Raw genomic sequence first — 12,781 nt, 5'->3', positions numbered from 1 at the left:
AAGCCGTATATTTTCTGGAGGTTCATCAGGCGCGGAACTCATCAAGGCGCGGGAATAAAATCCCATTCAGACGCCGGATAGATTCAAGCAAGCCAACTTGTCGTCAAAATCGGTGTTGCAAAAACGGGAGTGACCATAGATTCCGTTTTCTGAGACGACCCCATGCAGGCCTCGCAGGAATTCGCAGGCCACGCTGTACAGCCGGTCGCGCCAGCCCGCGTTCGAGCCATGCCTGCACGTTCGAATAGCTGCTTAGGCCGAGGATGTCGCCCGCTGCGTAGAATTCGACCAGCGCATTCACCCAGCCAAACGTCGCAATGTCCGCGATCGAGTAATCATCGACAATCCATTCGCGGCCCTCCAGCCGGTGATCCAGGACCCCGAGAAGACGCCTGGATTCATCAACAAAGCGCTGCCGAGGTCGCTTGTCCTCATAGTCCTTGCCGGCAAATCGCAGGAAAAAGCCTAGCTGTCCGAAGGTCGGCCCAACGCCCGACACCTGAAAGAACACCCAGGCCAGAGTCTCGTACCGCTGGGCGGGTGTTGTTGAGATGAGCTGCCCCGTCTTGTCGGCCAGATAGATGAGGATCGCACCGGTTTCCCATATGCCAATGGGCTGGCCGTCAGGGCCAGCCGGATCGATGATCGCGGGTATGCGGCCGTTGGGATTCAACGACACGAACGCTGGATCCTTCGACTCGTTGTTCGAGATGTCGACGAAGTGGGGCTCATACGGCAGGCCAGTCTCCTCCAGCATCATCGAGACCTTGACGCCGTTGGGCGTGGGGGCCGCGTATAGTTGCAAGCGATCCGGATAAGATGCTGGCCAGCGCTGCGTGATGGGAAAGGAGGAGAGGTCTGTCATATCTGGATCCTGGCACTGCGACGGCGGCTGAATGGAATGATCTGCTTCAAGGCCGGGTTCGACGACCGCGTCGATTGACGCGGTCGTCGGAGGTTGCGAACCGGATCGGCGCGGCACTAACGGCAGCGAAGCCTATTCCGCTGCAGCCCCGGCCGCAGGGCTCACATCGCCGGCCTCATGCCGCTTTGGAAGAACCCAGTCGGGACGGACGAAGTGGCAGGTGTAGCCGCCCGGCCGCTTCTCCAGATAATCCTGGTGATCGGGCTCGGCCTCCCAGAACTCGCCGACCGGCTGGACCTCGGTCACCACTTTGCCATCCCACAGCCCCGAGGCATCCACATCGGCGATCGTATCCTCGGCGACGCGCTTCTGCTCCTCGTCGACATAATAGATGCCCGACCGGTAGGAGAGCCCACGATCATTGCCCTGGCGGTTCAGCGTCGTCGGATCGTGGATCTGGAAGAAGAATTCCAGGATGTGCCGGTAGCTCGTCACTGTCGGGTCGAAGACAATCTCGATCCCCTCGGCATGCGTGCCGTGATTACGATACGTGGCGTTCGGAATATCGCCGCCCGTGTAACCCACACGGGTCGAGATGATGCCGGGCCGCTTGCGGATCAGATCCTGCATGCCCCAGAAACATCCTCCTGCGAGAACAGCGCGCTGATGCATGTTAAGCCTCCTCTACTTGATCGAGATATTCACCGTATCCCTCGGACTCCATCTCGTCGCGCGGGATGAAGCGAAGGGACGCAGAGTTGATGCAGTAGCGCAGACCGCCGCGGTCGGAAGGACCGTCCGGGAAAACGTGGCCCAGATGGCTGTCGGCGTGTACCGACCTGACCTCCGTCCGGACCATGCCGTGTGCACTGTCCCGCACCTCGTTCACGTTTGCCGGAACGATCGGCTTGGTGAAGCTGGGCCAGCCAGTACCCGAATCGAACTTGTCCGTTGAAGCGAACAGCGGCTCTCCCGACACTATGTCGACGTAGATGCCAGGCTCCTTGTTGTCGTTGTGCTCACCCGTGAAGGGCCTTTCGGTCCCCGAATCCTGGGTAATCCGGCGTTGCTCGGGGGTCAGGCGGTCAACTGCTGCCTGTGACTTCTCAAACTTCATGATAGTCTCCAATAATTAATCTAAATAGATGCGCGGAATAGTAGATCACTGAAAGGGAACTCAGCCCGGATTGTGCGATCTGATCAATCGCCAAACCAACCAAAACCACCAACCGGACTGAGCGATGCCGATCATAGCACCAATACCCCGTGGCGAACGACGCCTGATGCAGAAAGCTATTCATAAAACGCGCGATAAAAATCATGCCCGCAGACTCACGGCCATGCTGATGCTTCATCGGGGTGAACGGGTCAGCGATGTTGCCAGAACTCTCTGTTGTGCTCGTTCATCCGTTGGTCGCTGGATTAACTGGTTTACGCACTCAGGTATTGAAGGCCTGAAATCCTTACCCGCAGGGCGCTCCCGACGCTGGCCTTTTGAACATATCTGCACCCTGTTACGTGAGCTGATAAAGCATTCTCCCGGCGATTTTGGTTATCAACGTTCACGCTGGAGCACCGAATTACTGGCATTAAAAATCAATGAGATAACCGGTTGCCAGTTACATGCAGGAACCGTTCGCCGCTGGTTGCCATCTGCGGGGCTTGTATGGCGCAGGGCCGCGCCAACTCTGCGTATCCGTGACCCACATAAAGATGAAAAGATGGCGGTAATCCACAAAGCGCTGGATGAATGCAGCGCAGAGCATCCGGTATTTTATGAAGATGAAGTGGATATCCACCTTAATCCTAAAATCGGTGCGGACTGGCAGTTGCGCGGACAGCAGAAACGGGTAGTGACGCCGGGGCAGAACGAAAAATACTATCTGGCCGGCGCACTGCACAGTGGCACGGGTAAAGTCAGCTACGTGGGCGGCAACAGCAAAAGTTCAGCGCTGTTTATCGCTCTGCTGAAGCACCTGAAAGCCACTTACCGGCGGGCGAAAACAATCACGCTGATCGTTGATAACTACATTATCCATAAAAGCCGCGAAACACAGCGCTGGTTGAAAGCAAATCCCAAGTTCAGGGTAATTTACCAGCCGGTTTACTCGCCGTGGGTGAATCATGTGGAACGGCTATGGCAGGCACTTCATGACACGATAACCCGTAATCATCAGTGCCGCTCAATGTGGCAGTTACTGAAAAAGGTCCGCCATTTTATGGAAACCGCCAGCCCATTCCCCGGAGGAAAACATGGTCAGGCAAAAGTGTAGCGGTATTAGGCGCAGCTATTTAGAGAGCTCGACACACTGTCATTTATCTTTGCAGTCATTGCGCCGACTATCGCAGTGCGCCCCAGATTTATCCAATACGCTGCGCGTATAGTTTCCATAGCGCCGAAGCTCTTCACGTCGTGATTCAGTTCCACTCATACCGGGCTGCCAGCTGCGCGATGTTCCGTATCTCGACCGTTGCCGTGGAGCCGGATACTGTCGCGATCACGACTTCGCGCTCCAAGACAAATCCGTCGATCGGCCGAGTGACGAGGCCTTGCACGGTCGGCGATCGTTCCGGAAGAATGCATATGGCGTGGCCGTCAGCGACGACCCGTTGCACCCAGTCCTCGCGATCTGATCGAAAGCGAGGTCGCATGAGCAAGTCCCGTCGCGCGAAGTGATCGAGGATCCGATCGCGAAACTCGCATTTCAGGCGATCGACGAAAGGAAACTCGAGCAGGTCTTCGCCGCGCACGATCTCGTTGGCAGCCAAGGGATGGTTTGCAGAACAGCCGAGCACGAAGCGCTCCCGAAATAGAGGATGCACATCCAGCTTGCGTTCCGGTCTTGTTTCACGCGGCATGATGCACGCGTGGTATTTTCCTGAAAGCACCTCCGATGTGTCCTCGTTCGACTGGAGCGAGTGCAGCTTGATTTCGATGGATGGCATCTCCGCCAATGCGCTCTCGAAGAATGCCGTAAATTCCTTTGGTCCGACGGTGGGCGCGACGGCGACATCCAGCACGCGGTGCCCCCCCATCGCCCAGTGCTCCGAGTGATTGCGAACGCTCTTCATCGCGACCACCATGCGCCGGAATTCTGCCTCGACGTCATGGCCAAGGCCAGTCAGGCGGCTGTTCTTCCCGTCGCGATAGATCAGCGGCCCGCCAAGCTCATCTTCCAAGCGGCGGATCGCGCGGGTCAGACTTGGCTGTGACACACCGCTCAAGCGAGCGGCCGCTGTGAAATTCAGCGTCTCGGCCAAGTTGATGAAATAGCTGACTTGATTGAGTTCCATAGTCCTTTGGCCCACGCGCCTGACTGATACCTCTTCCGTGAGACCGCCTTTGGAAAGCAGGTCGCAGAAGTATGCTTGGCGCATATAATCATGGTATAGGGGCTTGTCTATATGCGCCAGACATATAAATGATAGCCTGAGATGACGATTACCGGTTGGCGGTGCGCTCCGCTCAGCTCCGTCGAAGGTTCTGAGAGCGCAACCGCCAAGCCGCGTGCTGGAGGTTTGATGGACATGGCAGGAAGATCATTTACGTTTGTCAGTGGGGCTGGCTCTCCGCTGTCCGGGCACCTCGAACCGCCGGAAGGGACGCCGCGGGGCTGGGCGATCTTCGCCCACTGCTTCACGTGCGGGAAAGACAGTCGCGCCGCTGTTCACATCTCGCGCGCGCTGTCGCGTGCGGGCATCGGGGTCTTGAGGTTCGATTTCGCCGGGACCGGGATCGGCGGTGGGACGGGAGAACCTGTGAACTTCGCGTCGGACGTCGAGGACCTTCGGGCCGCCGCAAATGCGATGGCGGCGGCGGGCATGTCACCGTCCCTCCTCGTCGGGCACAGCCTGGGTGGCACCGCTGCGATCGTAGCCGCCGCCGACATGCCTGATATTGCGGCGGTAGCGACGATTGGTGCGCCGGCCGACCTTCAGCATATCTTGCGCCTCTTCGGACCGAATGATCTGGACACCATCGCGAGCGAGGGCGAGGCCTCGGTGGAGATTGCCGGTAGGCCCTTCCTCATTCGCCGAGGGTTCCTTGAGGCGGTTGAGGGGATCGACGTCGAGAAGGCCATTGCCTCCCTGCGACGGCCGGTGCTGGTCATGCACTCTCCGCTGGATCAGGTGGTCGGCATCGACCACGCGTCGCGCATCTTCGTCGCGTCCAGGCACCCTAAAAGCTTCATCTCGCTCGACAACGCGGATCACCTTCTCACCGACGTCGCGGACGCGAACTACGCCGCGGCCATGGTGGCGGTTTGGGCGAGCCGCTTTCTCCCACCACTCAGCGCGGATCTTCCGCAGGTCGAGGTTGCGGAGGGCGTCGTCTCCACCGAAACTCTTGCAGGGACGTTCCAGCTCAAGGTCCGCAGCGGCGAGCACACTCTGTTCGCCGACGAGCCAGCATCGGTCGGTGGCCTCGGGACCGGACTATCTCCCTACGAACTCGTATCTGCCGGCCTCGCAGCCTGCACGGTGATGACGATGCGTCTCTATGCGAACCGCAAGGGCTTTCCGCTCGAACGGGCGAGCACGACCGTGCAGCACGAGAAGGTGCCGGACATGATGCCACCCGACCGGTTCACCCGCACCATTGTCCTCGATGGGCCGCTGAGTGATGATCAGCGCGCTCGGATCCTCGCGATCGCTGATCGGTGTCCCGTCGATCTGAGTCTCATCCGGGGTTCGGACGTGCAGACCGAGCTCTTGAGCGCCAGTCAGGCTGCGGATCCCGCGAGGCTGGCTTGACCGTGGCGCACACGGAGGAGGGCGAACGGACTGTGAGCCAATCGCCTACCGGCAATAGGGCGGCCGCGACAGAGCGAGCAATTCTCGCAGGCGGCTGCTTCTGGGGCATGGAGGATTTGCTGCGCCGAGCCAGGGGAGTCATTTCGACGCGTGTCGGTTACACAGGCGGAGAAATGCCTGATCCGACCTACGCGAGACATTACGGCCATGCGGAAGCAGTGGAAGTGACCTTCGACCCTTCCGTTCTCGCCTATCGCTCGCTCTTGGAACTCTTCTTCCAGATACATGACCCCACGACCTACGAGCAACAAGGCAGCGATGTCGGTCCGAGCTATCGATCGGCGATTTTCTACACCACCGAAGTGCAGAAGGAAGTCGCCCTCACAACCATCGCGGAAATCGAGGCATCAGGAAGCTGGCCAGGCCCGGTCGTGTCGGAGATCAACCCAGAAGAACCCTTTTGGGAGGCGGAGCCAGAGCACCAAGAATACCTGGTGCGCTATCCTGGGGGCTATAGCTGCCACTTCGTGCGCCCGACCTGGCGGTTGGACCGCTCAGACGAACGCCCAGCTGTAATACTTGACAGAAAGAGTTGATGATGACCGAAACCGTGACTAATCAGGCCGCCTGGCAGAAAGCGCCGGGGCAGCCACTGAGGATCGGTGTCACCGCTCTGCCGCATCTGGCGGCGAACGAGATATTGATCCGCAACGCGGCCATCGCGATCAACCCACTCGACTGGATTCTGCAGGACGTCGCGCTTTTGCCATGGCTCGACTATCCCGCGATTCTCGGCAGCGACGTCTCCGGTGAGGTCGCGGCGGTCGGTGGCGCGGTCGAGCGGTTCAAGGTCGGCGATCGAGTCATCGGACAGGCGGTCGGGACAACCGTAAATCAACCTGCGCAGGGTGCGTTCCAGCACCACACGATCGTGCTGGACCACATGGCGGCGCCGATCCCCAACAACATTGCCTTCGCTGATGCGGCAGTCCTCCCGCTTGGCCTTGGCACCGCCGCAAGCGGGCTCTACGGACGGACACAGTTGGCTCTCGCGCCACCGTTACACTCGCCGACCGCGCGTCCAGAGGTCGTTCTGGTCTGGGGTGGATCGTCGAGCGTTGGCTGCAACGCCATCCAGCTCGCGGTGGCGTCGGGCTACAGGTGCGTCGCCACCGCTTCGGCGCGCAACGTCGGCCTGTTGAAGGAGCTGGGTGCAAGCGAGGTTCTTGACCACTCGAGTCCAGCCATCGTGGAAGACGTGATTGAGGCAATGCGCGGGCGCAGTCTCGCTGGAACGCTTCACGCGACCGGTCACATGAAAGACTGTTTTGCCGTAGTTGCGAGATGCGAGGGCTCGCGCCGGGTGGCAGCGACGCTGGCCCCGCCCGACGAGCGTTCATTTGGAGTCGAGGCGACGCACATCTCCGGGACGAGCCTCAAGGATGACGAGGTTGGTCCAATGATCTACCGCGAATTCCTGCCGCAGGCTCTCGCGGCGCGCACGTTCGTCCCCGCCCCTCCGGCGAAGATCGTGGGCCAGGGCCTTGAAATGCTCCAGGCTGCCTTGGAAGCCCTGAAGGCGGGTGTATCCGCAGCGAAAATCGTCGTTACCCTGCCTTGAGTGACCAGCCAGGCGGTTTTTCGCGTTCGCAGTCTGAGGTGGCCCGCACTTTGCCGATTGGGAAGCTCTACCGGGAAAACGCGTTTGGGACGCGCGCTGCGCTCCTGCCGGAGCATGCGTTCCCGAAACCTGTTCCCGACTGCTTTTCCCCGAAACTACCTATCGGACATAGAGAAATGGGAATGCAGCGAGTGGTTTGAACGGCCGCTTCCGAAACCGCGTTCCGATCAATTGAGCGGCTAAAAGTGGGGCGATCACCGACATATTAGAATGAGACCGCCATGCCCGATCGGCCGGCTTGACGCGTAGCCAAAAGAATGCGGCTGATGGTAGGCTCGCTGACATTATGAAGCCCCGCCATCTGAGCAGCGTTGAGCTGCCGCAATTGCGAGTCTCCTACGCGTCGTCGTTCTTCTCGCGGTCCACACCTCGCTCATGCAATTCGGCATCGACGGGGCAGTTCGTGCAGCCCTCGTAGCAGCACAAGCGGCAGATGCGGTATGACTGCTCGAGGTTTTCCAAGCGATTTCGGAGAACGCGTTCAGCGATGTCCGATAAGGTTTTCAGTTCGTCTGGATTAAGGATCGATAGCCCTTCGGCAATCACTTGATCGCGCGAGGCCAGGACCTCGTCGCTCGCGACCTTGCCAGTTGGAGTAAGATAGAGGGATCGCGCGCGCCCGTCTGTCGAATGCTCCCTACGCTCGATCAATCCCTCGCTTACCAATCTATCCACCAGGCGAACAGTTCCAGCATGTGAAAGGCCCACCCCGATCGCAAGCATACGGATCGAGAGCCCGGGCTTGTGCGCGAGCAACGCCAGCGCTGAGGCGGCGGGTCCAGCTTCCGGCGCCCGCGATGAACTAGCGCGAACGATGTCGTCGCTGATCATGAGTGCGAACGCCCCGAAAATGTTTCGATCTCGAGGTCCATCCATTGCCACATCTATATGTGCGCGGAGCATAGACAGCAAGCCATACCGTGGTCCTCTTCCTCCGCGCGGCTTGTGGAAAATGTCCTGTTTTAGAAGGGTTTCGGAGGATTTCGACTGATCGAGCGCGCCGAAAAAAACGGGTCCGGCTCGTTAAGGCCGCGGAACCGTTGATACCTGGCGGCTATAGGGCAAGCCTTTTCGCTCGGAATCGCCGTAGGTCGCGCCCGAGAATCACTCCGCGTCAGCGCTGTCATCCAGGCCGCGCAGGTGCAGATCAGCGAGACCTAGCTTGCCCCCGGCGTCGCACTTCCATCGTGTCACCGCGCGCGATCACGATTGTATCAATCCCATTGAGGAACAGTCCGTGCTCCACGACGTCGGGGATTGCGGCGAAACGGGCGAAGACCGCGTCGCCATGCAGCTGAGCGCCTCCGGGCTCGATATCGCGACGGAGCATCCATGCCCCGCGGAGGTTCTGCAGGATTTGCACGCCCGCCGTCACGAGAGGACCACAGTCACGAGAGCACAAGCGCCCCTCTGTGGCGGACCGAAGCACGCAGCAGCACGAGGGACGCCGCTAGCAGAACTGCGTCCTTCAGTAGAAACTGCCCTGGTGCAGCCGAAATCGCAGGAAAGCCGCCGGCAGTCTGCTCCGCGACACCTGGAGTGGTGATGAAAAAGGTCAGCGTGATCAGATAGGTCGCTGCTGACATTAGTGCGCCTAGCGCAGAGAAGAGTGGACGAAATGCACCAAGGATCAGAACGAGACCGGTCGATAACTCGATAACGCCGATGAAATAGCTTTGCCCCTGCGTCCCGAACATGCCGAGCCAATTCATGATCGGGCTGTGTTCGATAAACGGGGCGATACCATAGGCCTCGTACGCTGTGAACTTCATCGCGCCGAACCACAGAAATACGATCACGAGAGCCCATCTAAGCAGGCCAAGATCCCTCCGACCGTGCTCGGGGACAAGAAATTCATAACGGTCGAAAATGCTCATCTAAAATTCCTCAACAGTGGTCCCGTGGGAACGTCACGAACGTCGTCTACGTGCTTCGGGCAGGCGTTGCAGTATATGCGCGACGCATATACCATATACTAATAAGCGAGATATGTCGAGCGGCTGGCTCGCGCTTCGCTGCCTCACGAAGCCATCCTCATCGGCGATGCCTTTACCCAGCAAACGCGCGACCTTTGCGGGATTTTGACTTGATGGGGCTGGCGCTCCGGGTGGGCCTATAGCCCGTTGGCAAACGTCCAGCCTGTACGGATGGACGCGGCCCTGGACGAGATAACCATGCCCACCGAAATCGTAGCAGCGATCGGCGAAGGCGCGCTCGCTTATCGAGAGAGCGGCATTCTCTCACTGGCAGATGGCAGAGTATTCTCCGCGTGCCGGCAGTATCGCTATCGCTTGAGCGAGGACAGTGTTGTCGTCGAGTTCGCAGACGGACCTCATATCGGGACGCAGTTCCTCAGCTTGAGTTTCTCGCGGACGGATACCGGGTTGGAAGCGAGTGGCGTCTATGCCTGCGGAGACGACACCTACCATGCAACCTACAGGATTCTGGGGCCGGCGGCCTTTGAAGTGGTCATCATGGTCCAAGGGCCTGCAAAGGCATACGAGCTAGTCAGCCGATATTCCCGGTCGGGATAAATGCTCATGTCAGGAGGGCAAGTCCTCTGTTGCCCTTATCATGGCCGTGAAAGGCAGCGCCGGAATAACTTACCACGCGCTGCAAATCCGAAGACGATTGTCGTCGTCATCAGAAGGTAGGCGACTATCCCACCAGGTGAAAGAGTCGGAACCGCTGCGAGGATCAACCCATCATTCCCGCCGGGTATGAGCGCGATGCCGATACCCATCAATGTGCCGCCGACGACAGATCGCAGAATGCCATTGGCTGTCGGCAGTTGGAGACGCAGATTGCCTTGGCGAAAGGAGGCGGTTAGGGCGCCTGCGATCGAAGAGATCACCGCAGTGAGCGCGACCTCGCCGGCCGGGGACATTCTGAGAGGAAGGGCGCGTTGAATCACGTCTGCGAAGGTCCAGGCCGGCGAGAGTGCATATAGAAGTCCGCCAGTGATACCGAGTCCAATCATCGAAGCGCCGAACGACCAACCCGGCTTTGTTCGCAGAACGCTCTTCGTGGAAACGAAAACGAGTGCCAGCACGAGCACAACTAGGAAGGCTAGGAGAGTAACGAGGCCTGTTGCGCTCGGTTTGGAGATTAAGCTTGGCCATGTTGAATCGTAGCCGAACCTGCCATGGTCGGCAGCCAAGATACCAATCGTTAATCCCAAGGGTAGAGCTAGAAGTCGCATCTCCCCATCCCCAAGCCGCGCCAGCGATCCGAGCAGGCATGTGTCATTAATGAGTGCGCCGAGGCCGAAGGCGATGGCGCCGATGAGCAGGAGGAAATTGATGCTGGTCGAGGGTGCGAGTGTTGCGCCCAGTGTTCCCGTCCAGACTATCGGGACCGCAACCAGGCCTGCCGCTGCCGACGCTGCGAGAAATCCGACGAACATTTTCGGCGGCTGTCTTCTGTGTAACTCATGAGCGGCCACCACTAAACAGGTTCCGCCTTGGTTCGCCGCATATCCGAACCCGAAGGCAAGTACGCATAGAAGAAGTTCGAGCGCAAACGATCCCATTATTTCAAGCCTGCCTGATCATATCGTCAGCCTTCTGATGCGACGTTCCAGCGTGGCGAGCGCCCCGGCTTAGCTTTACCACGGGAAGGCGCGATCCTGCTGTAGCCGCACAGATGGCAAAGGCTGACCGAGCCATCTTTGTCGAAGCCGTTTGCCACAAGGAGCCGCTCCGACAGCATGCCTAGAATGTCGAGGTCATTGGGCGACAGGGGCGAAATACATTCGGAGATCACCTGCTCCCGTGCCTTGAGCAAGGCGTCCGTTATCTTCTTCCCCGAATTGGTGAGGTGAATGAAGCGCGCCCGCCTGTCGGTGATTTGTCTTCGTCGTTCCACCAACTGTTCGCGCTCGAGCCTATCGATCAATCGCACCGTCCCGGCATGAGAAAGCCCGATCGAGGTAGCCAAAACGCTGATCGGCAGTCCGGGCTCCATGCTGAGTAACACCATCACGGCGGTCCCCGGGCCGCTTGGTGAAAACGAGGCCGAGACACTGGCGATGCTGTCTGCAACGGCCAACGCGAGTGCACCTAAATGGTACTTGGCGACCTCAGGCTCCATACCGCAAGAATATATGCTTCGCGCATAGACTTCAAGCGTGTGAAAATGTATGACCGCCGCATGCATCTATGACAGATTCGGACATGGTCATGCTCATTGAGGGGCTCAGCTCGGATTCCACATCTGAGATCAACGGACGTGCTCGTTCCCCAGGCGCTAGCGGGGGTGGGCTCGATGAAAGTGGACGTGCATGGGTGCCGCTCACCGGGCGCAGGCGGTTCGCCGATGAGACCGCCGGTATGATCGGACGGGTCTCATGCCCGACCTGACTCTTGATCTCCGATACCTGAAGTACGCCGTTCAGGTCGCCGAGGCCGGCAGCTTCCGCCGAGCGGCGGAGCGCCTATCGATATCGCAATCCACCGTCAGCCGACGTGTGCAGCTGTTTGAGCGCCAACTTGGCTTTTCTCTCTTCAAGCGTACGCGAGCGGGGGCAGGGCTGACTCCAGAAGGTGAGCGCTTCCTTCAACAAGCGGTGGTGGGAGCGCGCTACCTTCGTAACGCCGCAACGGAGATCCGCTCCGCGCGGAAACTCAAGACCGGGCTCGTGAGGTTTGGAATGCTTGAAGCGTTCCCGGCGTGCCCGATCATCAACATTCTCTCGGCATTCAGAAATAGACATCCGACGATCGAGGTAAAGCTTGAGGAAGGCACTTCAGAAGAAAACACTTTGGGGGTGAAGCGCGGATTACTGGACGCAGCAATCAGCCTGAGTGCGAGCAAGAGCCCTCAGTTCCAAGTTCGACGTCTCTGCGAACCAGATCTGTTCGTGGCATTGTCCCCGCTTCACGAGTTGGCAGCACGGCCACAGCTGTCGTGGGAGGACGTTTGTGACGAAGTCTTCCTCGTTCGCTCGGATGGCGCTGGGCGTGAGCTCGCTGGCATACTCCGGCGCATGGTGGGCGCCGGAGACGGAGCGGTTCAACTCTCGATCCAACAAGTCAGCCGAGAAACCCTGCTGACGATGGTCGAACAGGGCTTCGGCTTGACCATCACCAGCGTGATCTACCGGCCGGATATCGCGTTGATCCCGCTCCCATCGGCGCGGGCGCCGACGGCCGCTATAATTTCTTCCAGTGACAACGACAACCCGACTCTGCCGCTGCTGCTGAAGTGTTTCGACACCCCCTCTAGAGCGGGGACCACGGATTAATCGGCGCTCCCCGGCGTCAACGTTCGCCTGGCTTTGGCGAAGCCACGGTCTGTCGCGATGAACCGTTGTAACATCGGGACGATTAACCGAGCTGGGTCAACAGCGGACTGACCTTGCTCTCGGCCCAATAGGTGGGCGTAGTCAACAAGGTCCTGGTGGAGAGCTGCAGGTAGCTCGACCTGTACCTTAAGCGGCTTGTCGTCCGCGATGGGGCCTAGCTTAAGCTTCGACATCA

14 protein-coding genes and 1 pseudogene are annotated in these 12,781 nt (G+C 59.2%); 6 read left to right on the top strand and 9 right to left on the bottom strand.

Translation table 11 applies throughout. The annotated features are described in order from the left end of the window. Window positions 1-163: 163 nt before the first annotated feature. The 3 genes and pseudogenes from P3C52_RS07310 to msrB all read right to left on the bottom strand — a co-directional run. Window positions 164-865, bottom strand: a pseudogene (locus P3C52_RS07310) (glutathione S-transferase N-terminal domain-containing protein); the annotation flags it as partial. A gap of 132 nt (window positions 866-997) precedes the next feature. Next, window positions 998-1,537, bottom strand: a complete 540-nt coding sequence (gene msrA, locus P3C52_RS07305) for a peptide-methionine (S)-S-oxide reductase MsrA (protein WP_004099036.1) — start codon at window positions 1,535-1,537, stop codon at window positions 998-1,000. A gap of 1 nt (window position 1,538) precedes the next feature. After that, window positions 1,539-1,982, bottom strand: coding sequence for a peptide-methionine (R)-S-oxide reductase MsrB (gene msrB / locus P3C52_RS07300; RefSeq protein WP_004099035.1), 444 nt, complete (start codon window positions 1,980-1,982; stop codon window positions 1,539-1,541). Between the two features lie 124 nt (window positions 1,983-2,106). Between msrB and P3C52_RS07295 the strand changes: the two genes are divergently transcribed. Then, the gene (locus tag P3C52_RS07295; RefSeq protein WP_032425611.1) at window positions 2,107-3,138 is read left to right on the top strand and encodes an IS630-like element ISEc33 family transposase; all 1,032 of its coding nucleotides are present in this window, start codon (window positions 2,107-2,109) and stop codon (window positions 3,136-3,138) included. A 145-nt stretch (window positions 3,139-3,283) separates the two neighbouring features. On the opposite strand, the gene P3C52_RS07290 is transcribed toward P3C52_RS07295, so the two are convergent. After that, window positions 3,284-4,159 carry a LysR family transcriptional regulator gene (locus P3C52_RS07290; RefSeq protein ID WP_011191349.1) on the bottom strand — a complete coding sequence of 292 codons (876 nt, stop codon included), beginning with the start codon at window positions 4,157-4,159 and terminating at the stop codon, window positions 3,284-3,286. 228 nt (window positions 4,160-4,387) lie between these two features. Between P3C52_RS07290 and P3C52_RS07285 the strand changes: the two genes are divergently transcribed. From P3C52_RS07285 to P3C52_RS07275, 3 genes are read left to right on the top strand one after another with little or no spacing between them, the layout of a single operon-like run. Further along, window positions 4,388-5,620: a bifunctional alpha/beta hydrolase/OsmC family protein gene (locus tag P3C52_RS07285; RefSeq protein WP_004357650.1), complete on the top strand. Its 1,233-nt coding sequence runs from the start codon at window positions 4,388-4,390 to the stop codon at window positions 5,618-5,620. A 32-nt stretch (window positions 5,621-5,652) separates the two neighbouring features. Further along, window positions 5,653-6,216: a peptide-methionine (S)-S-oxide reductase MsrA gene (gene msrA / locus P3C52_RS07280; RefSeq protein WP_011191350.1), complete on the top strand. Its 564-nt coding sequence runs from the start codon at window positions 5,653-5,655 to the stop codon at window positions 6,214-6,216. Then, window positions 6,216-7,241 carry a zinc-binding alcohol dehydrogenase family protein gene (locus P3C52_RS07275; RefSeq protein ID WP_004357654.1) on the top strand — a complete coding sequence of 342 codons (1,026 nt, stop codon included), beginning with the start codon at window positions 6,216-6,218 and terminating at the stop codon, window positions 7,239-7,241. The genes msrA (P3C52_RS07280) and P3C52_RS07275 overlap by 1 nt, the downstream gene beginning before the upstream one ends. A 396-nt stretch (window positions 7,242-7,637) precedes the next feature. Here P3C52_RS07275 and P3C52_RS07270 read toward each other — a convergent pair whose 3' ends face one another. Next, window positions 7,638-8,132, bottom strand: a complete 495-nt coding sequence (locus P3C52_RS07270) for a MarR family winged helix-turn-helix transcriptional regulator (protein ID WP_004099028.1) — start codon at window positions 8,130-8,132, stop codon at window positions 7,638-7,640. A gap of 557 nt (window positions 8,133-8,689) precedes the next feature. Next, the gene (locus tag P3C52_RS07265) at window positions 8,690-9,178 is read right to left on the bottom strand and encodes a DUF417 family protein (protein ID WP_004099027.1); all 489 of its coding nucleotides are present in this window, start codon (window positions 9,176-9,178) and stop codon (window positions 8,690-8,692) included. A gap of 270 nt (window positions 9,179-9,448) precedes the next feature. Here P3C52_RS07265 and P3C52_RS07260 point away from each other — a divergent pair, with 270 nt between their 5' ends. Then, window positions 9,449-9,835 (top strand): DUF6314 family protein, encoded by a 387-nt coding sequence (locus tag P3C52_RS07260; RefSeq protein WP_004099026.1) that lies wholly within the window; start codon window positions 9,449-9,451, stop codon window positions 9,833-9,835. A 38-nt stretch (window positions 9,836-9,873) separates the two neighbouring features. On the opposite strand, the gene P3C52_RS07255 is transcribed toward P3C52_RS07260, so the two are convergent. Together P3C52_RS07255 and P3C52_RS07250 are read right to left on the bottom strand one after the other, a co-directional pair. Then, window positions 9,874-10,833: a YeeE/YedE thiosulfate transporter family protein gene (locus P3C52_RS07255; RefSeq protein ID WP_004099025.1), complete on the bottom strand. Its 960-nt coding sequence runs from the start codon at window positions 10,831-10,833 to the stop codon at window positions 9,874-9,876. Window positions 10,834-10,859: 26 nt separating this feature from the next. Beyond that, entirely contained in the window at window positions 10,860-11,282 is a 423-nt protein-coding gene (locus P3C52_RS07250; RefSeq protein ID WP_223296479.1) for a MarR family transcriptional regulator, read from the bottom strand. 367 nt (window positions 11,283-11,649) lie between these two features. Between P3C52_RS07250 and P3C52_RS07245 the strand changes: the two genes are divergently transcribed. Beyond that, the gene (locus P3C52_RS07245; protein WP_011191354.1) at window positions 11,650-12,546 is read left to right on the top strand and encodes a LysR family transcriptional regulator; all 897 of its coding nucleotides are present in this window, start codon (window positions 11,650-11,652) and stop codon (window positions 12,544-12,546) included. On the opposite strand, the gene P3C52_RS07240 is transcribed toward P3C52_RS07245, so the two are convergent. Continuing rightward, on the bottom strand, window positions 12,543-12,779 hold the full coding sequence (locus P3C52_RS07240; RefSeq protein WP_026227538.1) for a DUF2274 domain-containing protein: 237 nt from the start codon (window positions 12,777-12,779) through the stop codon (window positions 12,543-12,545). The genes P3C52_RS07245 and P3C52_RS07240 overlap by 4 nt on opposite strands. Window positions 12,780-12,781 lie beyond the last annotated feature (2 nt).

Source organism: Mixta sp. Marseille-Q2659, assembly GCF_940807255.1.
In the GTDB taxonomy this organism is placed as follows: Bacteria; Pseudomonadota; Gammaproteobacteria; order Enterobacterales; family Enterobacteriaceae; genus Mixta.
The sequence above is the reverse complement of the archived record's forward strand: the minus strand, read 5'-3'. Positions and strand labels throughout refer to the sequence as shown.

Bases quoted from the DNA above. Each gene is read 5' to 3' on its own strand.
- P3C52_RS07240 (WP_026227538.1), bottom strand. From the start codon at position 12,779: ATGTCGAAGCTTAAGCTAGGCCCCATCGCGGACGACAAGCCGCTTAAG.
- msrA (WP_004099036.1), bottom strand. From the start codon at position 1,537: ATGCATCAGCGCGCTGTTCTCGCAGGAGGATGTTTCTGGGGCATGCAG.
- P3C52_RS07295 (WP_032425611.1), top strand. From the start codon at position 2,107: ATGCCGATCATAGCACCAATACCCCGTGGCGAACGACGCCTGATGCAG.
- P3C52_RS07275 (WP_004357654.1), top strand. From the start codon at position 6,216: ATGATGACCGAAACCGTGACTAATCAGGCCGCCTGGCAGAAAGCGCCG.
- P3C52_RS07285 (WP_004357650.1), top strand. From the start codon at position 4,388: ATGGACATGGCAGGAAGATCATTTACGTTTGTCAGTGGGGCTGGCTCT.
- P3C52_RS07265 (WP_004099027.1), bottom strand. From the start codon at position 9,178: ATGAGCATTTTCGACCGTTATGAATTTCTTGTCCCCGAGCACGGTCGG.
- P3C52_RS07290 (WP_011191349.1), bottom strand. From the start codon at position 4,159: ATGGAACTCAATCAAGTCAGCTATTTCATCAACTTGGCCGAGACGCTG.
- P3C52_RS07250 (WP_223296479.1), bottom strand. From the start codon at position 11,282: ATGGTGTTACTCAGCATGGAGCCCGGACTGCCGATCAGCGTTTTGGCT.
- P3C52_RS07270 (WP_004099028.1), bottom strand. From the start codon at position 8,132: ATGATCAGCGACGACATCGTTCGCGCTAGTTCATCGCGGGCGCCGGAA.
- P3C52_RS07255 (WP_004099025.1), bottom strand. From the start codon at position 10,833: ATGGGATCGTTTGCGCTCGAACTTCTTCTATGCGTACTTGCCTTCGGG.
- P3C52_RS07260 (WP_004099026.1), top strand. From the start codon at position 9,449: ATGGACGCGGCCCTGGACGAGATAACCATGCCCACCGAAATCGTAGCA.
- P3C52_RS07245 (WP_011191354.1), top strand. From the start codon at position 11,650: ATGCCCGACCTGACTCTTGATCTCCGATACCTGAAGTACGCCGTTCAG.
- msrB (WP_004099035.1), bottom strand. From the start codon at position 1,982: ATGAAGTTTGAGAAGTCACAGGCAGCAGTTGACCGCCTGACCCCCGAG.